This is a genomic window from Acidisarcina polymorpha (assembly GCF_003330725.1).
GTDB classification, from domain to species: Bacteria; Acidobacteriota; Terriglobia; order Terriglobales; family Acidobacteriaceae; genus Acidisarcina; species Acidisarcina polymorpha.
In genome coordinates, this window is the sequence record NZ_CP030840.1 from 6,944,393 (window position 1) to 6,966,719 (window position 22,327).

Here is a 22,327-nt window from a genome sequence, read left to right on the forward strand (position 1 = left end):
GAGTCCCGGAATCATTTACACTTGGGCTTTGCATGCGCTGCTCCCGCCGACAATTCATTCAGATGTCGACCGCTGCGGGAGTAGCGCGCCATGCATTCCGCGCCCTGTCGCAGGGCGTCGTTGACCGGCAAGTTAAAGCACAACCAAAAGGAGCAAAGTCCGGTCTTCCCTTTCACTCCCACCTAGTTGATGTGGCTTGGCAGGCTGGCCTGCGAATGCCCACGATATATGGGCCTCTCGATCACAAGGACTATATTCTCGAGGCGGTCGGTTGCGGTTGCGCTTTTATCGATTACGACAACGACGGCTGGATCGATATCTTCTTGCTCAGCGGAACCCGGCGCGACTCCGCACCCGCAGGCACAACCAACCGGCTCTACCGCAATAATCGCGACGGTACTTTCACCGAGGTGACCCATGAAGCTGGGCTCACCTCGTCGGGATGGGCTTCGGCGGTTTGCGTGGGCGATTACAACAATGATGGTTTCGAAGACCTCTTCGTGACCTGCTACGGGCAGAACCGGCTTTACCGCAACAACGGTAATGGGACCTTTACCGAAGTCAGCAAGCAAGCTGGCTTGACGAACGATCCCGCGCGTTGGGGATCGGGCTGTACCTTTGTGGATTTAAATCGGAACGGGCACCTTGACCTTTTCGTAGCTAACTACACAGGCTTCGATTTTGCGAGCGTCCCGCGTCCGGGCAATGCTGCGAACTGCTCCTGGAAGGGAGTGCCTGTCAGCTGCGGACCTCGTGGACTGCCAACTGGGAGACATTCCCTATACCGCAACAATGGGAACGGAACATTTACCGAAATAAGCTCGCAAGCAGGAATATCCCAGCAGATCGAAAACTATGGCATGACTGCAGTCGCAGCAGAATTCTCAGAAGATGGCTGGCAGGACATCTACCTGGCTTGCGATTCAACTCCAAGCCTCTTTTTTTCCAACTCGGGCAAGCCCCTCCTGAAGGAAGAGGGCGTCATACGCGGCGTCGCTCTCAGCGATGATGGCGAGGAGCAGGCAGGTATGGGTATCGCGGTCGGCGACTATAATCTCGACGGCCATCTGGACATCTTCAAGTCCCACTTCTCTGACGACACAAATATCCTCTACAGGAACGATGGCAAAGGCAACTTCACCGACATGACGTTCAACGCCAAGATCGGCGTGGAAACGCGATATACCGGGTGGGGAACAGGAATGGTCGACCTCGACAACGATGGACTTCCCGACATCTTTCTAGTCACCGGGAATGTCTATCCCGAAGTCGGACGAAAGGTTCCCGACTACCCCTATAAGACGCCTCGAGTGGTGTTTCGAAACCTGGGAGATGGAAGCTTTGAAGAATTAATTGAAGAAGCCGGGCCCGGAGTGGCCGCACCACACTGCAGCAGAGGCTGCGCTTTCGGCGACTTTGACAATGATGGCGACGTTGACATCCTGATCATAAATCTCAACGAATCTCCTTCGCTTCTGCGCAACGATGTTGCGGGCCAGCATCGCTGGATTAAGGTCAAACTGATTGGCGTAACTTCAAATCGCAGTGCCATTGGGGCCCGTGTTCTGGTTCACTACGGAGGTAAAACCCAAGCTCAGGCAGTGCTGAGCCAGTCTAGTTTTTATTCAGCGAGCGACACTCGCCTTCACTTCGGTCTCGGTGACGCTTCGACCGTAGACATGGAAATATTCTGGCCATGCAGCGACAAGCAGTCCCTGCATGGTGTCTCTACCAATCAATTAGTAACCATCAAAGAAGGGATTGGTATAGTGTCAGGTTTGGGATTGGCTAAGAAGTAAAAACGACGCGATATCTTCATAAGCGCTTCTCCCTTTCCTGGGAACCTTTCCACGTTTCCGGTTCTGCTTATTTGCAACACCTCAACGGGCAAGTACCGGCGACTCGGTCGCGACGTCATGGAGGCATAAGTGTTGCGACCAGATACGTTAAGGGAAATATCCAGATAAGCTCCATATTCCGATTCAGGAAGAGAGATCCCGGCAATTGCAGTCCTGACGCCCTCGAGGCCTACGCCGATCTTGCCAGACTCCTGGGCAAGGATGACGTTGCCCGCGACTACTCTGGGACCGCCCATGACTTTGCCGGCAAGTGGATCACCATGGATCAGGAAGGCGACCACTACAAGCTCGCCTACGATTCCGCCAACAACCTGGAGCCAGAAATACAACCTCGTCTGGGATCAGATCCTCGGTTATAACCTCTTCCCCAAATCCCTCCGCGACTCGGAGATCGCGTTCTACAAAACCAAGATCAACAAATTCGGCCTTCCGCTTGATAGCCGCGAAGATTACACCAAGCTCGATCGGTCGATCTGGACCGCCACCCCTGGCATCCAATCCCGTCGACTTCAACGCTATTATGGATCCCATCGCCCTCTGGATTAACCTAACCCCGAGCCGCGTCCCGCTCACCGACTGGTATGACACCAAGACCGGCGAGCAGGAGCATTTCCAGGCCCGCTCCGTCGTCGGCGGCGTCTTCATCAAAGCCTTGACCGACAAACAACTCACCGACAAATGGCGCGCGACAAGAAATAGATTTGCCAAATCTTTCCCATGTTGAGATATCGGCGCATTCCATAAAGTCCACCACAGAGATAGGTCTCTAGAAGCGCCTTGTCGCCAGGTGGATTCTTCCGGCGTCGATCATGATTCTCGGTCGGAACTAGTGTCAAGCTAACCGGTGTTCCGGGATTCAAGTGCAGGGCGACAGCTAGTTTGACCGCCTCGCAACCATGCGTATCGCTCCGCATCTATTCTCCATCCGGAACATTCCGCATTGATGCATTTACGCATTTACCTCTGTACGTTATGGCGACTAAAGTCCGCCCTTAAGGGGTCCGAAGTTGTTTCGCAGAGGAGGGCTCACGCGTCTTTTACCAGCTTCGTACCGATGAATCCTGTCGCTCCCGTCACAAATACACGCATCATTCTGGTCCTCACGACGACCGCCCACGACCTGCACTTGCGTATCAGAAGCAGTTGTAGCGGCTTGCGACAGGTCATGCAGAGCGCGGGTCACGGAAGACCCTTTCAGTTCGACGAGATGTAAAGAGATGCCTGACCAACTGACTCAACGTCACTGCAGAAACCCCTGCAACGATCAGGTTGGCTGCGATAAACAGGATTGGCGCAAGAATGCGCAGCGCTCCCTGTTCACCATGTTCGACCGTGCGGCAGGACGCGGTCGATAAAGACGCCGCACCAAAGGTGAATGCCCAGTACCTGACATTCAAAGGCGACACCATGATCCAGCCGATCAGGCGCACCACCACCAAGCCCTGCAGGATCGCGTACCCAAGCAATGCCTTGCTGAACAGATCCGGTACGCCACCCTGAATGCTCAAGTAAGTGACTGCCGCGACTGCCGCAGGGGCGAATTGGATGCCGAGGCTCGGGCGTTGCTCTGGCGGCATCTCGCTCTTATCGTAGAGCCGGTGAAGGATGACGGATTCAATCGAAAGCCAGGAGAACATCCCGGCACCAAAAGCAAGTTGCGCCAGCCCATGGTACCCAAGCGTTGCTGCGGCGGTGCCTGTGACAAAGCAGCCCGCGACAGTCGGCAGGTATAGCGATCCAGTGGTGGCACTAGAGTGCCTGTCGCCGCTCCACGCAAAGCTGGTGAAAAAAACGCCGTGCGTGACGGAGACCAGGGTCGCCGGAACAAACAAAGCAAGCGCACCGCGCTGGCTATAGGGGTACAGGCCGATAGCCATCAGATTGGTTCCAATTCCAATCAGGCTGATATAGGTGGACTGGATGGCATCCTTAAGTTCCGCGTGAGCGTCACACCTAAAAAGGATCCACTTGACTGCGAAAAGCCCGAGCAGCGTTGCCCAGACCATAGCGGAGATTCCCAGGGTGCTCTCACCAATCAAGGCTGGCATTCCCCACACTCGATGAGCAACGCGCCAGCTGAGTCCAAGCCCCGCCAGGCCAAGCACGATCCCGAACCAGGACGCCGGTACCTGCGGTAGTTTCTTGATCGTTTCCATATCCCGATGATCAGGGGTATAGAGCGGTAGAGTATTGAACGAAGTTGCGGTAATATCCCTTGATTTTGCATGGACAAAGCAACCCCCAAAGCGTGAGTTTGCATGGAGAAATCAGCCCCCAAAGCAATGCCGCATGACGAGGACCGGCCCTGGGATCCAGCCGCAGCCGCTGCCTTGTCTAAGAATGAAACGGGCACGCTGTGGCGGAATGAACGGGTGGCGGGCGCAGAACTCTTTCGCGGAGACTTCCAGGCCTACTCCTTCACTCGCCATTTCCACTCCGAAGCCTCCTTCGGTGCCATGCAGTCCGGGGTTATGCGCTCCTGGCATCGCGACCGCAACTACACGCTGCAACCAGATACGGTAATTATGTTCAACCCCGGCGATGTGCACGCGCCGTTCCCAGCTGATAGCCGGCGCTGGTCGTTCCGCATGTTCTACCTGCAGGACGAACTCTTTGAGCGGCTCAGCCTGCAGATCTCCGCAACGCCTATCCGATTTACAGAAGCCTTTCGTCTCGATCCACAACTCGCCGACAAGATACTGGAGCTACATAAGAAGCTGGAAGGTCATTGCGAGGCAATCGAGTTTGAATGCAGGATGCTTAACGTCCTGGAGCACGTCGCGCAGAGACACGCTGAGAAGGCGTGCACCATCCCATCGACGGCACCTTCGGGCAGTGTCGCGCGCATGCGTGAGTACATTCACGCGCACGCCGAAGAGCAGATCAGCCTTGAAGCGCTTGCCAACGTTGGCCACCTGAGTATGTATCATGCGCTTCGCAGTTTTCGCGAGGCGCTGGGCCTGCCGCCGCACAAATACCTGCTGCAGGTACGGATCGAACGAGCCAAAAATATGCTGCAGCGCGGCGAACCGATCGTCGATGTTGCTTCAACGTTGGGCTTCTCAGATCAGAGCCACCTGACTCGCCACTTCAAGCGTGTTTTCGGCGTACCGCCGGCCCAGAGCCTGCGTAGAGTGGTTTAGCCAGGAGCAATAGGCACAGAACGCTCTTAGGCCTAGTGCCATGCAAAGCAGCTCAAATCCTCCCTGTGACGAGCTCGCGGAACCACAAGAATCTCGTCGTGATGCTCTCGATGCTGGATGCGCTGGGAAACGCTGTGACCACATATAAGGGGTTTGTTGAGCTTTGGGGCGAGCCGGAACTGCTCCTGAGAGCAGCGCTAGATGCTTTATGAGAGCCTTTCCTAGCCGTGAAGCTTTTGGGGATATTGAAGCTCCTCGATAGCAGGTATAAGGCGCTTATGGTGGCCCGGAGGTTGTTTTCGCTAGGCCACTCTTCTTTCCTGTTTAAGGAATCAGCCCGCGACAGGCATCCCTCTTATCAAGTGGAGTGTTTTAGCGGCCTTGGGGACTGGAAACAATAAAGAGATGGGCTAGCGCAAGGAAGTCAACGTCTACACGGGCCGCTCGGGGCTCGTGAGTGCCACCATTCGGACGCTCGACAACGTCTGAATTTTCTCTAATGCAGCGAAGCCTTCTTGCTAGGAATGGCCGTCTGGAAACTACCTTCATCATTGATGTCTACTGACGGATCTCGTCCCGGACAGCGCCATATGACACGGATGTTTCACGGCTGACAGACCGACCGGCAAAGGCGGTTTGGTCCTTAGAAATGGCACGCCTAGGTTTGGTTTCCAACAACAAAGACGTACTAACCAAGCTCGAGGAGCTTGGTTAGTATGGTTATCAGGAATTTCTCGTCGATGCAAGCTCGCCAACCGCCTTTACGAACCTGTCTAGATCTGCAATGGTCGTGTACACATTAGGAGTGATGCGGACGCATTGCAGGCCATCGTGTATCTCTACTTTGCTATGTATCTTGTAGCGCTGAAATAAGGCGTCGGCCAAATCCACAGGCGTGTACTGCTCCATACTGATGCTACCGTTAGCACAGGAGAATTCGGGTTTGTTCGACGTGTGAAGCTTTACGCCCTTGATGTCTCTCACGCGGTTGGACCAGTAGGTCTTGAGATAGAAAAGACGTTCCTGTTTGCGGCGCCCACCAATTGACTCGTGAAATTTGATAGCGTGACCGACGCCTTGTTCAAGCGCGAAGCTTCTTGTACCCAGCACTTCAAACTTGCGGATGTCAGGACTGTGCGGCTTGTCGGCACCGAGAAGCGGCCACACTTGCTCGATCTTGTCCCGACTGACCCATAGCATTCCGGTGCCGACGGGTGCGCAGAGAAACTTGTGGAGACTGGTGGCAAAATACTCGCAGTGCAGGTCTGTGATTTTGAAGTCGAGCAGACCAAAAGATTGAGCTCCGTCAACGACGACCTCGGCACCATGTGCGTGGGCCATGTCTGCGATCTGGCGCACGGGCATGATCTGGCCCATGCTATTCATGACATGGGTGATATGTACGAGCTTGGTCTTCGGCGTCATAGCTTTTTGATATGTCTTGACTATGGCGTCGATGTCTTCGACCGGAAAATCAAATGAGACCTGCTTGTAAACGATCCCTTCCCGTTCCTGGCGCTGCCGATATGCTTGCATGACGTGCCAGTAGTCGTAAGAACAGCCGACGACTTCGTCACCTGCCTTAAGCGGTAGGCCGAAGATGATCGCGTGGAGTCCGTCGGTGGTGTTGCGATTGATTGCGATTTCTTCCGGGGACGTCCCGGCGAGGTGGGCAAGCTTTGCCCGAAGGGGTTCGCGACCCTGGTCGAGAATCTCCCACATGAAGTAGTTAGGACCTTCGTTGGTGAGCTGGTTGTAGCGGGCGACTGCCTCCTGCACCACGATGGGCGACGGCGAGATGCCGTTGTGCAGATTCAAGATCAAAGGACTGACCGAGAAACCGCGCTGGATGACACCCCAATACTCCTCGTGTTGTGCGACCTCTCTGCTGTCCAGGTGACTGACAGCATGTGTAGCTGTCTGCAACTCTTTGGCGTGGGCCTGCTGAAAGAGACCGTCGATCGGTAGGGCGCCAGCCATCACCGACATCTTGAGAAATGAGCGGCGGTCGGAGATTTTCATGTAAGCAGTGTAACTGTACGGCCCTTTGCTTCTCCTTTCTCACCGCGGTAAGCAGCCAGAAAGATCTTCACCTCTTTGATGCGGCAGCCACACTGCAAGTTTAGGGATGGAGAGACCGATTCCGTTCCGCTGCGGCGCAAGACCGTCCAACCACACCACTGGTGAGCGTCAAATACATCGGTCCCTGCTAGCCCTGGCCGTGCTCTTGCCGGTCAGCCCGGCTGAAGGGGTGGGCTCCTAGGATGGGGTGTAGAGCAGCATGCCCTGATTGAGCCGGTCGATCCAGTCGTTCAGCGCATCAGTTGCCGGTTGAAGAAGCGATACGCCGCAGCAATTCCCAGCACGAAGCCAAGAGCAATCAGCGCAGCCTCATAGCGCTCCGACTCAAACCAAATAGGCGACTAGATGTTTCCGAGCGCGACCCAAGCCGCGGAAGTGGCGTAGGTGAAAGCCGCGATCGGCTTCTTGACCGTGCTCTACAGAAGACCTCCGTGACGCGTTGGCTGCGGCACAGGAAAGACACGTTGGCATCTGCGCCAAGGCAGATCCGCGCCACGGTTCCGGGGTCGAGACCGCTCTGAGTCATCTAGCGACTGGAGGTCACCGCGGGGGGTTCTACGCCCGCCCCTCGTTCTTTCAGCCCACAGCGTGGCCAATTCATCTTTGACAAGGGAGCGGTTGATCCCAGTGCCAGGCCTTGTCATGCTGCATATTAACCGCAATTTCGTTCAATACTCTACCGCTCTATACCCCTGATCATCGGGATATGGAAACGATCAAGAAACTACCGCATGTACCGGCGTCCTGGTTCGGGATCGTGCTTGGCACGGCGGGGCTTGGAATCAGCTGGCGTGTTGCTCATCGCCGTGCGCTCGGTTTGTGGCATGTGACGTGTGCAGCCGACGGGCTTCCGCGAACAACCTTGCGCGACAGGATCCCGGAAACTCCCCATTCATTGCTTGCTGCTCGTGAGCAACGCTCTATCGGGCGTGCCTCACCTTGGTATTCATCAATCCTAGGATAATTTTGTCCCTTGAATGTCACAGCCTTTCAACCGACGCTTATTAGGAGGCAATGCCCCTTGGAAGAACTCTTCATCAATCCCGTGATCGCAAAGGAACCCTGGTCGTTCGGCAAAGGCGAACGCTGGATCTAACAGCGACAACCTCGAGCGCGATTCGGCACGCCGCGCTTACTACTTCTTCCCACAAGAATGCGAGAGGCTTTAAATGGATGACTTATTCCTTGACCGTCGCACATTTGTTTCAACCGGCGCTGCGGCTGCTGCGTCGCTTTTCCTGGAGTACTCTCCGCTAGAGGCGCAAAGCGTGTCAGATACCAGAACAGAACCACAGATGGTAAACATCGTACTCTCGGTGAATGGCGAGAATCGCCCTATACAAGTGGATACTCGCATGACCTTGCTTGACGCTCTCCGGAATAAGCTGCTGCTCACCGGGTCTAAAAAAGGCTGTGATCAGGGCCAATGCGGAGCCTGCACAATCCACATGGATGGAGAGCGTCGTTTGTCATGTCTCACTCTCACCGTTGCAGCCCAGGGACACAAGATCACTACTATCGAGGGCTTGGCTCAACACAACGGGCTCCATCCCATGCAGCAGGCTTTCATCGACCATGACGGCTTCCAGTGCGGATATTGCACCTCTGGACAGATTATGTCGGCAGTGGCCTGTGTACGTGAAGGACATGCCCAATCGGATGAAGACATTCGAGAGTACATGAGCGGTAATCTATGCCGCTGCGCCGCTTACCCGAACATCGTGGCGGCTATTAAGCAGGCAAGGACAGAAATGGAGAAGGACTAATGCGACCTTTCTCTTACGAACTAGCGACCGATAGTGCTTCTGCCGTTGCACTCGCCTCAGTCCCTGCAAGTGCTCACGTCACTTCCAGTGTGCAGTTCATTGGCGGCGGCACCACCTTGGTCGATCTGATGAAGCTGGAAGTCATGCAGCCGAGTACGCTTGTCGACATCAGCTCGATCCGTGATGAAGACATGCACAAGGTTGTTCAAACCGAGACGGGATTGCGGATTGGCTCTCTCGTTTCCATGGGGCAGTTGCATTCTGATAAAGCCATCGTTCGGGACTATCCGATCTTGACAGAGAGCCTCTGGCGAGCAGCCTCGCAGCAGCTGCGTAATATGGCGCGACTCGGAGGCAATGTACTTCAGCGCACGCGTTGTTCGTACTTTCGCGACACGAGCTATGAGCAATGCAACAAACGTATCCCTGGTTCAGGTTGTGCGGCCTTGGATGGAATGAACAGAGGCCACGCGATTCTGGGAACGAGCGAGCACTGTATCGCTACCTACCCCGGTGATTGGGCACCTGCGCTCATCGCGCTGGACGCCCAAGTGGAAGTCTTGAGCCGGTCCGGTAAGCGCACGCTGCCGTTTTCAGAATTACATCGTTTGCCTGGCGCCACTCCGCATATCGAGACGAACTTAAGACCCGGTGATCTGATCACAGCCTTCATCATTCCAGTCGGCCCACAGAGACGATCACTGTACAGAAAGATTCGAGATCGCGAGAGCTATCAGTTCGCGAACGCGAGCGCTGCCGTGGCCCTCGACCTTCAGGGAGACGTTCTCCGGGAGGTAAGGATCGGATTAGGTGGCGTGGCTACGGTTCCCTGGCGTGCTCACCGCGCCGAAGCTATGCTCCGCGGGAGAAGTCTCAACGAAGCGACAGCTACCCTTGCCGCAGAAGCGGAGTTTAAGGAAGCTCACCCACGCGGCCACAATGCACCCAAGGTTGCTCTTGGAAAGAGCACATTAATTCGCGCACTGCTCGAGGCAAAAGCCATGGAGGTTTCCTAATGAATGATCCACTAAATGCTGCCGCACCTGCGCCCCTCGCCAACATGGGAGATCCTATTCGCCGAACAGAATCAGTGGCAAAGGTCACTGGCGGACTGCAGTACGCAACTGATTTGCCTTTGAAAGAGCCTCTTGAGGCTTACTTTCTTACCAGCGCGATCGCAAAAGGTGAGATTACGTCAATGGATACCTCGCCAGCAGAAGCGCTGAGCGGAGTGGTCAAGGTGTATACACACCTCAATGCTCCCAAACGAGTAGCCACGCCCTACATCCAGAAAGGCGGGTACGTTTCTGATACCAACATGCCGCTTACTGGAACGGAGATCCATAACGACGGTCAAATCATTGCCATGATCGTTGCCGATTCCTACGAAACAGCCCGCGACGCCTCTCATCGGATCGTGGTACGGTATGCCTCGGTCTCGCCTGCATCATCACTCGATAGCCCTGGAGTGCAACTTATGCATCCCGGCGCTCTTTCCGAGAAAGAAAAGAAGGTCGGTGACTTCGAGGCTTCGTTTCGTTCGGCCCCGGTAAAGATTGATGCTACTTACAGCACCCCGGCACAGCACCAGAATCCGATTGAACTCTATTCCACTACAGCCTTCTGGTCCGGAGACCAGCTGACGATCTATGAACCGTGTCAGGCTGTGGTGGAACTCGCATTCGGCGCGGCGACGATGGCCAACATCGATCCAGCAAACGTGCACGTGGTCAACCACTACATGGGAGGTGCTTTCGGTGGAAAAGGGTACATGACACAGCGAACCGCCCTTATCGTCGGCGCCTCCCGAGAGCTGGGAAGACCGGTTCGGAATGTGGTCACGCGCGATCAGGGATTCACACTCGCCACCTACCGTTCTGAAACGAAGCATCACGTCCGTTTGGCAGCGGACAGCAGCGGACACCTGCTGGCGTATGGACACGAGAGTTGGGAGATGCAGTCACGATTTGACGATTACCCGGTCCCGGGCTTTGAAGTAACAACGGCCATGTACGGCAAACCTGCCATCACGTCACGGGTCAACTTGGTCAAGGCCGACCGGCAAACGTCGGGATTTATGCGGGCGCCAGTCGAGATGCCTTACATGTACCCTTTGGAAAGTGCCATGGATGAGCTCGCGGTGGCGCTCAAGATGGACCCAATCGAGTTGCGACGAATTAATGAAATCCGTGAGAGCCCTGTTGACGGTGCAAGGTTTACGAGTCGATCTCTGATGCAGTGCTACGACCAGGGTGCCGCAACCTTCGGTTGGAGCAGACGCAACCCGAAACCAGCGTCGATGGTTGACGGCGATTGGATGGTCGGTTATGGTTGCGCGACCTCCTGCCTTCCGACCCATCTCGCTCCTGCCACTGCGAGAGTGACACTCCACGCGACCGGGGAGGTCTCGGTGGATGTGGCCGGGCAGGACTCCGGGCAGGGAATGTATACCGCGCTCGGTCAAATCGCCGCTCGTGCGCTCGGTCTATCGCCACAACAGGTTAAGGTCAACATGGGCGATTCGAAGTTGCCGGCTGCACCCGCCTCAAACAACTCGCTCTCAACGGCGTCTGTCGGGTCTGCAGTAAAGCTGGCCGCCGACAAGATCAAAGGACATTTTGGAGAAAGCGTGCTCGCAGGAAAGAAGCTCACGGAGGCTTTTCGTCATCTAGGAATGTCGCAGATCAGTGAGGTGGGGGAGTATGTTCCCCCAGGCCGGAAGCCCGAAGTGCTGGATATGCTGCGTAGGGGGCAGGTCCCATTTAAAAATGAAGCGCGTGGTGACGAGTCAAAGGACGGCAAGCCACTCATGTTTGCTTTTGGTGCACAGTTCGTGGAGGTGCGCATTCACCGCCTGACACATGAGATTCGGGTGCCCCGAATCACGGGAGCGTTTGCTGCTGGCCGTATCATCAACCCGCGAACAGCCCGAAGCCAGTTGATGGGCGGCATGATCTGGGGCCTGTCGTCCGCGCTCTTCGAGGCAACAGAGGTCGATCCTACACGGGGTCGTTATACAAATGACAGTCTCGCTGAATACCTCATCCCGGTCAACGCGGACATCCCGCAAGTGGACGTCATCATGGTTCCCGAGGAAGACAACGAAGTCAATCCTCTCGGAGTGAAGGGCATTGGAGAACTCGGCATTGTTGGAACAGCCGCGGCGGTTGCAAATGCTGTCTTTCACGCAACTGGCAAACGCGTCCGGGATCTTCCGATCATCATGGATAAGCTGTACGCCTAGATGCGCTCCCGGCACCCGACACGAAGCGACTGTTTCGATTCAAAATCACGTCACACGGATGTTCCCGGGGCGCCGCCAATGCTGGACTCAAGCAGCAGAGCCGGGTGCGCCTTAATACTCAAACAAGATCAACCATCATCCAAAGGAGATACATCGTGGCACAGACTCTTGCTCGTAAGGCAATCATCGCAATCCCTAGCTTTCATGGAGCCATCTTCCCTGACGGCCACAAGACCGGACTGTTTTTCACCGAAGCACTGCACCCATTCCGAGTGCTCACCGCAGCCGGCTTCGAAGTGGACCTTGCTTCCGAAACTGGCACCTTTGGTTTCGATTAAACAATCCGGACCGCCCGTTCATGGTGAAACTGAACTCTCATCTCAAGAAGGCATCCGACCTGAAGAAGGGTGAGTATGGTGTTTTCTTCGCATCCGCCGGACATGCTGCCCTCTATGACTACCCAACCGCGAAAGGCCTGCAGGCAATCGCTGCGGACGTTTGGAATCGCGGTGGCATCGTCGGAACTGTGTGTCACGGACCAGCAATCCTGCCGGGCGTCATCGACGCGAAGACGGGCAAGTCAATCGTTGACGGAAGAACGGTGACTGGATTCACCATCGAAGGCGAACTCATCTTCAACATCCTGGACAAGCTCAGAAAAGACGGGGTTGTTCCAGTTGTTGAGGCCGTTACAGCGGCCGGCGGATTCTACAGCACCTCGATGAGCGCATTTGATGACTATTCCATTACATCAGGCCGCCTTGTGACCGGCACGAATCCTCAGAGTGGCCACAGTACCGCTGAGAGGATTGTGAGATTGTTCGATAACGGGATGCGTCCGTAATCGTCTTCTCACTCTGACGTCCTTGCTAAAGAGGAAAACCGAGCTACCGGAATCTCACAACGTCATCATGTTCTGCCGCCTTCATCAGCCGTAAGGACCAAGAACCAGCAACGAACGGGTCCGGAGCACTTCGTCTCGGACCCGCTAGCTTATTACAAGTAGTGAGACCCAAGAGCTTTCTAAGGATAAGTCATGCCGAAGATGTTCTTCACTATCCACAGGGCGCCTTCACTCAGGCTAACCTCGAATTGCTCGCGCAAGAGATTACCCAAATAGGCCTGCAGTGCGAACGCATGCCAGAAACAACGTACGGACGCAGCAACGTTTGGATTTATGCACGCGAATACCCCACTGATCAAGTGTTTGTAGGGGGCCGCACGGGTGGCACTAAGGTGATCACGATTGAGGTGAATGCATTTGAAGGGGGACTTGGCGATGAAGGCACGAATCTCGTTGGAGCAAATGTGGGGAATGCGGGCAGTTTTCCCGGCAACAAGCGCGCTTCTATTACTCGTTGCATGGATGAACCGCAGGGTCTCCTCTCATCAACCATAAGACTACGCACTGTCGACCTAGCGCCTATTCACTCGCGAACGCTCGCCTTTGCCAAATCAGCAATGCTCAACAGATCGGAGACAAACGATGGATGTTTTAGGTTATGAACCGGGCCCAATCACTTGTGAGGCCGCCTTTATCGCGGATTTTGAGATATCGAGTGTCGTGCCGTTTGGCGCGATGGTTACACAAATCGATTCCGATCGTAAGCAGATGGATATCCGACCAGGCCTGGTCATGAAATACGTGCCGGTCCGTTTCGATCCGGTGACTGGAGCTCGGCAAATCGGTGGACGTTACCTATTTTCCACTTGGTCAGACGTGCTGGGTTACGCGCGGTATACAGAGGAGGAACTGGAATTCGAGCCAGGTGTGAAGTTCTGGGAACGGCCGATCTTCAGCAACATTGCCAGGGCGGCGTGGCGCGTCGAGGGAGCTTACTTGTTCCACTCCCTTGAACACCACATGGGTAGTCGAGTCGAACGCTACCGCTATACGGCAGACGCAGCATCAATCCTGACCGACGCTTGGCCGGCGATTCGTGAGAGCGCCGCTCAAGGAGGGCGTTGTAGCGTATGGCTCCTCTCCCGCCCCGAACAGAAGGAGCTTATGCTTTTTAGCTCCGCAGCGAAAGTGGAAGTCGAAGACGAATGGACCACTGCTGCGCGATCCATTGACCGGTTGGAGAAGGCGGAAGGTCTTCTGGAGCCATTTGCGTCGGACTTGCAAGCCGTCAAAGCGTTCGACAGAACCAGTCTCAACCTCTCGCTTTGGTTACCCCGCTCTCGTCAGCTGAGCGGTGCATCATCTATCTTCCCTGCTTCACCTCCTTATCCGTTGCCTTAATGAAGATCTTCGAGGGCATCACGGTGCCCTCTACTTTTTGTGGAAGGAGAATCCAGGGGGCATCGAAATCCCGCTTCCCCCAGGAACGGGAGAAGAGGCAGAACGTACACTCCTTAATGGATGGCAACGATCCGTACAGCCGAGCGTTGCAGCCACCGGGAAGCGACGCCATCATCAACTTTAGTGCTGCAACTTAAGCTACATGCTCCCTTCCTTGGACTCCCGTGATGACATTTATCCAAACGCGTCCGGTTATGGCACCATGGTAATAGCGCTCTCTCTCAACCTATTGGAGTGAACTGACTTAGCTGAATGAAACACCTGCTTCGGAGCTGGGACGAACAGCCTTGGTCCATTCAGGAAAATATCGGACACCTGCTGGATATTGAACCCCTCATGTCGGGTCGCTTGGACGACTTTCAGAATAAGCTTCCGAAACTTAGAGCTTGGGAGGAAACCAACAGCGATACGTGGCGAGCAAATCACAACGCCCGGTCGCTTCGGGAACTGATGGCTGAGTTCCACAGTGCTCGATCGACGCTTGTAGGCGTTTCGACTCCCTCGACAATTCCTTGATCGAGGAGGCCGCGTATCATCCTCGCCTTAAGCGTCCGATGCAGACTATCGATTTGTCTACTTTATTGCGGAGCACGACGATTACCACCTCGCGAAGATATCGGCGATTAAGAGACACGCGGCGGGCTTGCGGCCGACGGCTAAGACGCTCTCATCCGCGCTGGCAGACATCCTTGCAGGTGTACCCCTCGGTTGGTGCTGGACTTGCGACAGTTGGGTGACTGTATCTAGCCCGTCGCTTAGCACAACCAACGTCCGGCTCATCGGCAACCTGCACTTATAGACGGGCTATGCCGCGTCGGCATCGAAGCCCATGCTGCCCCGCTACAAGACAACGAGTTCTCTGAACGCACTATGTCCGAAGCAGAGGACGATATGGAAGGTTTGTTATGAGTAATACTATGCGGGGTGGCGATATTGTAGCTCGGTCCCTCGAACTGCTCGGATGCAAGAGGATTTTCACCCTATCCGGCAACCACATCATGTCGCTCTTCGACGCAACGCTGGAGACCAAGATCGAGTTGGTCCACGTACGGCACGAAGCCGCGGCAGTGCACATGGCGGATGGCTGGGGACGCCTCACCGGCGAACCCGGTGTCGCAATGGTCACGGGCGGTCCAGGGCATGTGAATGCTATTGGTGCCCTCTTTGCCGCGTTGGCCGCGGAGTCGCCGATGGTGCTGTTGTCGGGACATGCTGCAACGTGGGAGTTGGGACGTGGCGGGTTCCAGGAGCTCAGACAGGCCGAAATCGCTGCGCCGGTACCCAAGGCCTCATGGATCGCGCAATCGGCCTCCAGCTTAGGCCAAGATATCGGCAACGCGATGCGTATTGCCAGACAAAGGGAGGCCGGGACCTGTCCACGTCAGCCTTCCCTCAGATCTTCTGGACGAGATCGTCGATGTCGCTTCGATTGTCTGGCCCAATGGGGATAGCGGATCAGTCACACCGGACGTTGCGCCGAATATCGCGGACGACGTACTCGCGGCGATTGCGTCCGCTTCCAGGCCAGTCATCTTCGCTCCGCCTGAGCTTTCTAATGTCAGCGGACGCACGCTTCTCAGGCGGTTAGAGGAGGTCTCGAAGGCGCCCGCAGTGTTACTGGAAAGTCCACGAGGCATCGCCGATGCTACTCTCGGCGCATTCCCGGATCTGCTCAAAAGGTTCGATCTTGTTGTACTCCTTGGGAAAGCTCTTGACTTCACAACGCATTGGGTTGCCACCCCAGATTTCGCCCAGGATGTAAGAGTCATCGCGATCGATCCTGAGGTGACGATGTTAGAACGTGCGGCAAAGGAGCTAGGCGACCGGCTTCTTCTCGGCAGAGTAGCGAACACGAGGGAAGCGGCGGCGACACTTATTGCACGGGCAGTTTGTCGCCGCGGTGACGATTGGCTCGAAGAGGTACGAGCAGCGCTCAGCAGGCGACCAGCTATAGGTGGGGTTCGGTTCGCTCATCAACAGCCGGTCGGCTTCATCCGGCGGAGCTTTTACGCACTCTGCGTCCTTACGTCGAACGGGATAACGACACAGTCTTTATCTGCGACGGGGGTGAAGTAGGTCAATGGGCCCAAAGCATGTTGCCGGCGCGGCGCCGAATGGTCAACGGCGTTTCAGGAGCGATTGGAAGTTCACTCTCCCTCGCGCTTGCCGCTAGATATGCAGAGCCCAAGGCACCGGTCTTCGCGGTGCTAGGCGATGGGACGATCGGCTTCCATCTGTCGGAATTCGAAACGGCTGTGCGGTACAATCTTCCCTTTGTTGCCGTCGTTGGCAACGATGCGTGTTGGAACGCCGAGAGCCAGATCCAACGGCGGACGTATGGTCAGGACCGAATGCATGGCTGTGAATTAACGCCTGCACGCTATGATCTCGTCGTATCGGCGCTCGGCGGGCACGGCGAATTGGTGACTGAAGTGAATGACCTTGCAGGGGCGATCGAGCGATCGCTGGCCAGCGGTAAACCATCCTGTGTCAACGTCATGATTGAGAGCATCGCTGCGCCTGTGGTCCGATCAAACACCGAATCGCTGCGAGAGACGAGAAAATGATCTCGAGTCGCGAGGTACTCATGCGGAAGCAGCGGATGAACACCTCGCCCGCCGCCTGGCGTGTCCGTTCCGCAATAGCTCTCTGGAACGCTGTCTCTATAGAGGAGGCAGTCCGAGGCTCAGAGCTCCGAAGCCAAACTGTCGATCCCGCACAACTCAAATACCTATAACCTCTCGGCTGGGAGCACATCAGCCTCACCAGAGACCACTAACAGAAGAGAAAGAGGCCGGTACCGGGCAGATCAGGTCGCTGAGGACTGCAAACCCTCCTTAGCGTGAGAAATCGCGACCCCATTCGGAAGGCCCCATTAGACGGCTTATCAATACAAGGAATCGTGCCTATGGAGGTCCCGTTAGGAAACGGACGATAAAGCTGTCTAATGCTTACCAAGAATGGTACCGAAAGCCGATGTGAGCGCGTCCTCTACCGTTAAACCACTGCATGTTACAAACCGACAAGCGACATGTCCGTCTGGACGGACAAGAAGGCATCCATCTTCGTCGATCTCACGCCGACTCGTCCATTCCAGGTACAGGTCTGTCACATCGCAGCCAGGACCGATGACGATTGTGTTCAATACAATGTCCCATCTTGCGCTAGCCGCGTCTGCGGCTTTCAACCATGATTCGCCGCCAATTCCGGTAATAATGGTAAAGCTTCCTTTTCCTACCAGGTCGAGTGTGGAAACATTTTGTCCGTGACGTTGTACCCACGCGTGGGGGAGGTAGGCACCGGGTCGCGTGGAAGGATTATAAAAAAGTTCAGCGTCCGGCATGGATGCAGGTATCGGAGTTCCATCCGGTATTATCGCGCTAGAGACATACATGCGATTCAGTTCGACGCCGCGACCTCTGAACTCGTATTTAATAGCGGCGATACTCTTATTAAGAGCGGCCCGGTGGGCTTTACCATCCTGCGTGTCGCTACTGAGGATGGTAGACCATTCTGGGCCGGTGGGACCGGCGTTGGTGCCGAGCACCCCTATACCTTCCAGAAGGGGTCCATAGCCTTCCATGCTCTTGAGAGCTCGCTTCGCAACTTGCCGGCCCACGGGCACACGTTCGTCATCGTAGGTTGCAAGAAGGTCTGGTCCAGCCTTACCCCTTAACACGAGATGCAATTTCCAGGAAAGATTGTAGGCGTCTTGTATCCCGGTGTTTGATCCAAGTCCGCTGGCCGGAACGTGACGATGGACCGCATCACCGATGCAAAACACCCGCCCGCGATGGTAGCTGGTGGCATAAAGCGTGTTCATCCTCCAAGGGTCAGTCCCGAGGAGTGTAACGGGCAGATTAGGGACTCCGAGATAGTTGCGAATCGCGCCGATGTTTTCTTGAGAGCTGGATGCCGGTGGCTCCTGGCCTACCGCTAGGCCTTGAATCAGGATCCATTCGGTCCAAGGCTTTGTACACCTGAGAATTGCAAGGCCAGGTCCTTCAGGATCATCTGGCGTACGGATCAAAAAGTAAAGCATCCCAGGACGATATTCCACATAGGAAGAGAGGTCTGCTCTAAACAGCAAGTTGATGCTTCCGCCAATCTCGCCAGGCCCTTCGAACGGTAGCTCTAACTGGCTTGCGACGAGGCTTTTCCCGCCGTCTGCTCCAATCATGAAGCGTGCCTTTACGACCAGATGCTCGCCACTGATGCGGTCTAGCACCGTCGCAATCACCCCGTCATCGTTCTGTTCAAAGGAGAGCAACTCCGTCGAGAAGCGGACCAGCGCGCCCATCTTCGTCGCAGCATCAAGGAGCAAGGGCTCCAGTTGATCCTGCGCTAAATCGGCAATGATACAAGGGCTGACACTATCATCTGCGTACGAGGTGCCGAGTTCACGCACACGGGCAAACTCTTCTCCGACGAGGGAACGCATGAATAAGATGTCTGGCATCTTGGAATAGGGAGTTGCTATTTGTAGTGCCCGAGACTCAAGCCCATGGTCTCGCAGAATTTCGAATGTCCGTTGATTCGTGAAATGTGCGCGGGGCGTCGGAGAGAGCGATTTATGCTTCGTGATTGCGAGCACTTTGACACCCAATTGCGAGAGGGACAGTGCTGCAGTAAGACCTGATGGACCACAGCCAATAACAAGAACTTCTGTTTCAATCATCTGACCGTTTCTACCTCAAAAGCGCGTTTCAATGCATATCCGCTATGACTTAGAGCCCGTGGTCCGAAATGCTCGCCCCGATTAGGCCGTGCCGTCTTCGGTGAGCCTTTGGATAAAGTCCACCATATGTGCGTGGGCATCCTCCCAGCGATCAGCAGCCGCGCTAAGTGTGCAATCGTCGTACACGACGAGTTCAACCACTCCGGGCGGAAAAGCAGCAGCAGTCGCTTCAAATGGACATGACTACACCAGCTCCGTCATCAAGTGCTCCAGTACCGAGATCCCTGAGTCGAAATAACCGAAGACAATGACCACCTGTTGGGATGAGTGGAGCCCCTCCAGTCGGCGATCACATTATAGCTTTCGACCTTGGGGTTGAGTTGAGGTGTGAGGACAAGACGCATCTTAGTCTCACCTTGCTTTGCGAGATCGGCCATCAGGTCAGCATCTTCAGCGGCAACCGACGCGGTTGGTACTTTAGGTGATTATGGGGAAGGCGGTAGTCCGCGCCGCCGATGGAACGGACCAAGACAGCTACAACTCCAGCAGTAGCCAGGGCAGGGGCGGCCTTCCGCAGAAGCGCAATCGGAAGGCCAGCATCCAGTGCTAGATTCTGCGCTGCCATAGCTTTGTCAAAGCTTCGATTTAGTAGCACGATCTTACCTTTGAAGCTGTCGGGTGGCAGTTGACGCAATTCGTCGAAGGAGGATACGACGATGACAGAGGCGACAATCCCAGTCGGTGGCGTTGGCACCGTGCCACCGAACGCCGTTAGCACAATCTTCTGCTCGGTATGCGGTGTCATACCCTTCCACTGGATGAGAGCGCCCGTTTCAACCCCGCGGACCAATGCGGCACCATTGTCTTTTCGAGAGTCACGGTGGCCCCAAGAGCGCGCATTTGATCGGCAACATACTGCACCGCCTGCACGGCCTGTGGAGATCCGCTCAAACGCGGGCCAATACTGTTTGTGAGATGTTTCAACTGATCGATCGCATAATCATCAGTCAAAGCCGCATCGCGCAGCCGTGTCATAGTCACATACTGCTCCGCCGTCCAGGCACTTGTGTCGGGCTCGGCAATCGGTAGAGGGCCGGAGAGGGAACCAAGCCGACTGTTGACAGGTGTGTTCTGGGCCCATGCAGGTATCACGAGTGCGATGGATGCGAGTATCAAAGTGCAGATGCTATTGCAGATCATACTTCTCTTTTCCCTTACCTTCAGGTGTATGGCACGCATGATAAGGTCCCTCATCATGCGTGAAGCTGAACGCCAGGTAGAGCAACAGACCGAAATGCCCGCAAAGCGGAACATAAATGATCCAAGGCGCCAGATAGTGCAATAGTTATATTCCGTTCTTGTTCGACCTAAGCATCAGTGCGAAAGACAGATTGATGTATAGGAGTCGTATTAAATCGTCAATGGAACGTTTATGTTCACTTGGAGGACTTAATGGCTAAACCTCTTGAACGTACAATTCCCGTAAACATCGGGTTACCTATGTACGGTAAGTCTTCTAGTGTTTGTGCGGAGCGGGCAGTGTCAGTGCGAGTTGCGGGTCGCCCCAGAGGCCAAAGTTGAGCTGAAAGTACGGTACTACAGACTGGGCCAGTACCTCCCTGATATCGCTCATCTGGCCTCGTGCCACCGCTGTGTTCACGTGGTAGTACTTCGCATAAAACGTCTGATCGTTCACGATATTCTTTTCCACATCATGCGCAAGAACCAGGTTTGCATCGCTGTCCTTATCCACCCCATATCCGTCGACAGCGACATGTGCGCGGTTCTGCATGATGCCGGCTACCGCTTCATTGATAATAGAGCCCATACCCGGCGTCAGATGATGCCGCTCAATATCTGCATTTACTGTCTTTGACAGCCCAGAGAGCGCGAAGATGGCGTGCCCACTCTCGTGTGCAAAGATCCCGATGTGTTTCCGCAAGGTCACATCGCTCACCACACCCGTGCCCCCCGTGAGCATCTTCTCGCTCAGGCGAACTTGATGACCATCCCAGAACGATGCGGAATGGTCTTGCGCGCCCCGAAGCATCGTAAAGGTAACCTTGTAAGAGCTGATCGCCTCCGCTTCAGCCGTGCCCAGCCAACTTAGCCGGGCCAGGTAGAGAAATGCGGCCGTCTCATCGGCCACATCCTTAGCATTACCCTGCGCGTTCGGGCGCCCCACGATTCTCAGCATCTCTGAATCGGAGAGTCGAGCCACCACCTGTCCCCGCACCGCGGCCGGCACGCCTGGATCGCACAGCAGCACCGAGTAGATCGCTGTTCGCCCCAAATCAATTGCCCGTCCGGGTACGTCATGAACATTCAGCAATGCCTGCTCTAAACCAGGGTTGCTTGCAACAGATAGACAGCTGGCCAGCCCAGCCTTGGTCAACCCTTGGTCTCCACCGCAAAGTGACCGATCCATTGGGCTTACCGCAAAAAAACGTGCGGCATTTCGCGCCGATGGTTCAGAGCTTTCAGCAAGAGGGGTTAGATCGTCCTGCGTGATTCGATCCTTCTTCTGCTTGTGCACTCGATCGAACTCGGTTAAGAGCACCTGAGCGGCCTCTTTTAAGTTTGTCGTGGTACCGACTGACTGTGCCGTGGGGGTTTGCATCTCAGGCGGGGCGCTGACATTCACACGGTTTGAATCCTGCGCGCGAAGATCATGAATGACCGAAGAAAGCAGGAATAATCCCGCAATAAAAAGTACGCTAGCACGCAAACCATTGTGACAATGGAACCGCAATGCAGACAACCGTGGCACGAACAAATCTACTCTCCTTATTGCTTCTTTCCATAGCATGGGCAACGTCAATCGCGACACTGCGTCGGCCAGCGACGCTAGCACGGCCAGCTGCAAGCTAGTCGTTCAGGCTCTGATCTGTACGCGGGGGAATGCCGCCGACGCTTCATGATCCAGAGATTTCAAGTCTTTCCTGTACTTGCGGCGGATGCGCGGTTTTTGCTTCGGCTAGCCAAGAGAGCAACTAGTCCCATCGAGCTCGCCGTTCAATATGGCCTGGTGCAGCCAAACAGCTGTAATGGGATAGCGCAGCAACGGCAAGAGGAGCGACTCTCCCGCAGATCGCTTATGTGATGGTGTAGCCGGCGCAAATCCCGTGATACTTTGCGCTGCTGAAAAGAGTCCGATCATCTCCAGAGGAACTCCATGCAGCAAACGAATCATAACCACAGCTCCTTGATTCGTTGTTATCGGTCCGTTGTTATAGTCCTAGATCAACAA

At 55.3% G+C, this 22,327-nt stretch carries 20 protein-coding genes; 14 read left to right on the top strand and 6 right to left on the bottom strand.

Annotated elements, in window-relative coordinates; genetic code table 11:
- The first annotated feature begins 215 nt into the window (after positions 1 to 215).
- The 4 genes from ACPOL_RS29830 to ACPOL_RS35625 all read left to right on the top strand — a co-directional run bounded on the left by ACPOL_RS29830 (position 216) and on the right by ACPOL_RS35625 (position 2,583).
- The gene (locus ACPOL_RS29830) at positions 216 to 1,799 is read left to right on the top strand and encodes a CRTAC1 family protein (RefSeq protein WP_236657121.1); all 1,584 of its coding nucleotides are present in this window, start codon (positions 216 to 218) and stop codon (positions 1,797 to 1,799) included.
- 71 nt (positions 1,800 to 1,870) lie between these two features.
- Entirely contained in the window at positions 1,871 to 2,218 is a 348-nt protein-coding gene (locus ACPOL_RS35615) for a glutaminase domain-containing protein (protein WP_275066502.1), read from the top strand.
- Entirely contained in the window at positions 2,100 to 2,405 is a 306-nt protein-coding gene (locus ACPOL_RS35620; protein ID WP_275066524.1) for a glutaminase domain-containing protein, read from the top strand. The genes ACPOL_RS35615 and ACPOL_RS35620 overlap by 119 nt, the downstream gene beginning before the upstream one ends.
- Positions 2,380 to 2,583: a glutaminase domain-containing protein gene (locus tag ACPOL_RS35625; protein ID WP_275066503.1), complete on the top strand. Its 204-nt coding sequence runs from the start codon at positions 2,380 to 2,382 to the stop codon at positions 2,581 to 2,583. The genes ACPOL_RS35620 and ACPOL_RS35625 overlap by 26 nt, the downstream gene beginning before the upstream one ends.
- 439 nt (positions 2,584 to 3,022) lie before the next feature.
- Here the strand turns inward: ACPOL_RS35625 and tehA are convergent, their stop codons facing one another.
- Positions 3,023 to 4,015 (bottom strand): dicarboxylate transporter/tellurite-resistance protein TehA, encoded by a 993-nt coding sequence (gene tehA / locus ACPOL_RS29840; RefSeq protein ID WP_114210397.1) that lies wholly within the window; start codon positions 4,013 to 4,015, stop codon positions 3,023 to 3,025.
- 102 nt (positions 4,016 to 4,117) lie between these two features.
- Between tehA and ACPOL_RS29845 the strand changes: the two genes are divergently transcribed.
- Complete coding sequence (locus tag ACPOL_RS29845) at positions 4,118 to 5,002, top strand: AraC family transcriptional regulator (protein ID WP_114210398.1); 885 nt, start codon at positions 4,118 to 4,120, stop codon at positions 5,000 to 5,002.
- Positions 5,003 to 5,725: 723 nt separating this feature from the next.
- On the opposite strand, the gene ACPOL_RS29850 is transcribed toward ACPOL_RS29845, so the two are convergent.
- Complete coding sequence (locus ACPOL_RS29850) at positions 5,726 to 7,024, bottom strand: aminotransferase class V-fold PLP-dependent enzyme (RefSeq protein WP_114210399.1); 1,299 nt, start codon at positions 7,022 to 7,024, stop codon at positions 5,726 to 5,728.
- 1,229 nt (positions 7,025 to 8,253) lie between these two features.
- Here ACPOL_RS29850 and ACPOL_RS29855 point away from each other — a divergent pair.
- From ACPOL_RS29855 to ACPOL_RS34375, 9 genes are all read left to right on the top strand, one after another.
- Positions 8,254 to 8,850 (top strand): (2Fe-2S)-binding protein, encoded by a 597-nt coding sequence (locus tag ACPOL_RS29855; protein ID WP_114210400.1) that lies wholly within the window; start codon positions 8,254 to 8,256, stop codon positions 8,848 to 8,850.
- On the top strand, positions 8,850 to 9,866 hold the full coding sequence (locus tag ACPOL_RS29860) for an FAD binding domain-containing protein (protein ID WP_114210401.1): 1,017 nt from the start codon (positions 8,850 to 8,852) through the stop codon (positions 9,864 to 9,866). Before ACPOL_RS29855 ends, ACPOL_RS29860 begins: the two co-directional genes overlap by 1 nt.
- Positions 9,866 to 12,094 carry a xanthine dehydrogenase family protein molybdopterin-binding subunit gene (locus tag ACPOL_RS29865; protein ID WP_114210402.1) on the top strand — a complete coding sequence of 743 codons (2,229 nt, stop codon included), beginning with the start codon at positions 9,866 to 9,868 and terminating at the stop codon, positions 12,092 to 12,094. The genes ACPOL_RS29860 and ACPOL_RS29865 overlap by 1 nt, the downstream gene beginning before the upstream one ends.
- 155 nt (positions 12,095 to 12,249) lie before the next feature.
- Complete coding sequence (locus ACPOL_RS34360; RefSeq protein ID WP_201759022.1) at positions 12,250 to 12,432, top strand: type 1 glutamine amidotransferase family protein; 183 nt, start codon at positions 12,250 to 12,252, stop codon at positions 12,430 to 12,432.
- A 20-nt stretch (positions 12,433 to 12,452) separates the two neighbouring features.
- Complete coding sequence (locus ACPOL_RS29870; protein WP_201759024.1) at positions 12,453 to 12,938, top strand: type 1 glutamine amidotransferase family protein; 486 nt, start codon at positions 12,453 to 12,455, stop codon at positions 12,936 to 12,938.
- A gap of 642 nt (positions 12,939 to 13,580) precedes the next feature.
- On the top strand, positions 13,581 to 14,339 hold the full coding sequence (locus tag ACPOL_RS29880) for a hypothetical protein (RefSeq protein WP_114210404.1): 759 nt from the start codon (positions 13,581 to 13,583) through the stop codon (positions 14,337 to 14,339).
- A 965-nt stretch (positions 14,340 to 15,304) separates the two neighbouring features.
- Positions 15,305 to 15,850, top strand: a complete 546-nt coding sequence (locus ACPOL_RS34365) for a thiamine pyrophosphate-binding protein (protein WP_201759027.1) — start codon at positions 15,305 to 15,307, stop codon at positions 15,848 to 15,850.
- On the top strand, positions 15,747 to 16,475 hold the full coding sequence (locus ACPOL_RS34370) for a hypothetical protein (RefSeq protein WP_201759029.1): 729 nt from the start codon (positions 15,747 to 15,749) through the stop codon (positions 16,473 to 16,475). Before ACPOL_RS34365 ends, ACPOL_RS34370 begins: the two co-directional genes overlap by 104 nt.
- A gap of 38 nt (positions 16,476 to 16,513) precedes the next feature.
- On the top strand, positions 16,514 to 16,966 hold the full coding sequence (locus tag ACPOL_RS34375; RefSeq protein ID WP_236657122.1) for a thiamine pyrophosphate-dependent enzyme: 453 nt from the start codon (positions 16,514 to 16,516) through the stop codon (positions 16,964 to 16,966).
- 377 nt (positions 16,967 to 17,343) lie between these two features.
- Here ACPOL_RS34375 and ACPOL_RS29895 read toward each other — a convergent pair whose 3' ends face one another.
- From ACPOL_RS29895 to ACPOL_RS29915, 4 genes are all read right to left on the bottom strand, one after another.
- Positions 17,344 to 19,077: an FAD-dependent monooxygenase gene (locus ACPOL_RS29895; RefSeq protein ID WP_114210406.1), complete on the bottom strand. Its 1,734-nt coding sequence runs from the start codon at positions 19,075 to 19,077 to the stop codon at positions 17,344 to 17,346.
- 436 nt (positions 19,078 to 19,513) lie between these two features.
- Positions 19,514 to 19,882, bottom strand: coding sequence for a protease-associated domain-containing protein (locus ACPOL_RS29900; protein ID WP_114210407.1), 369 nt, complete (start codon positions 19,880 to 19,882; stop codon positions 19,514 to 19,516).
- Positions 19,879 to 20,277, bottom strand: coding sequence for a hypothetical protein (locus tag ACPOL_RS33300; protein ID WP_150133186.1), 399 nt, complete (start codon positions 20,275 to 20,277; stop codon positions 19,879 to 19,881). Before ACPOL_RS33300 ends, ACPOL_RS29900 begins: the two co-directional genes overlap by 4 nt.
- 316 nt (positions 20,278 to 20,593) lie before the next feature.
- Entirely contained in the window at positions 20,594 to 21,847 is a 1,254-nt protein-coding gene (locus tag ACPOL_RS29915) for a hypothetical protein (RefSeq protein WP_150133187.1), read from the bottom strand.
- Positions 21,848 to 22,327: the final 480 nt, after the last annotated feature.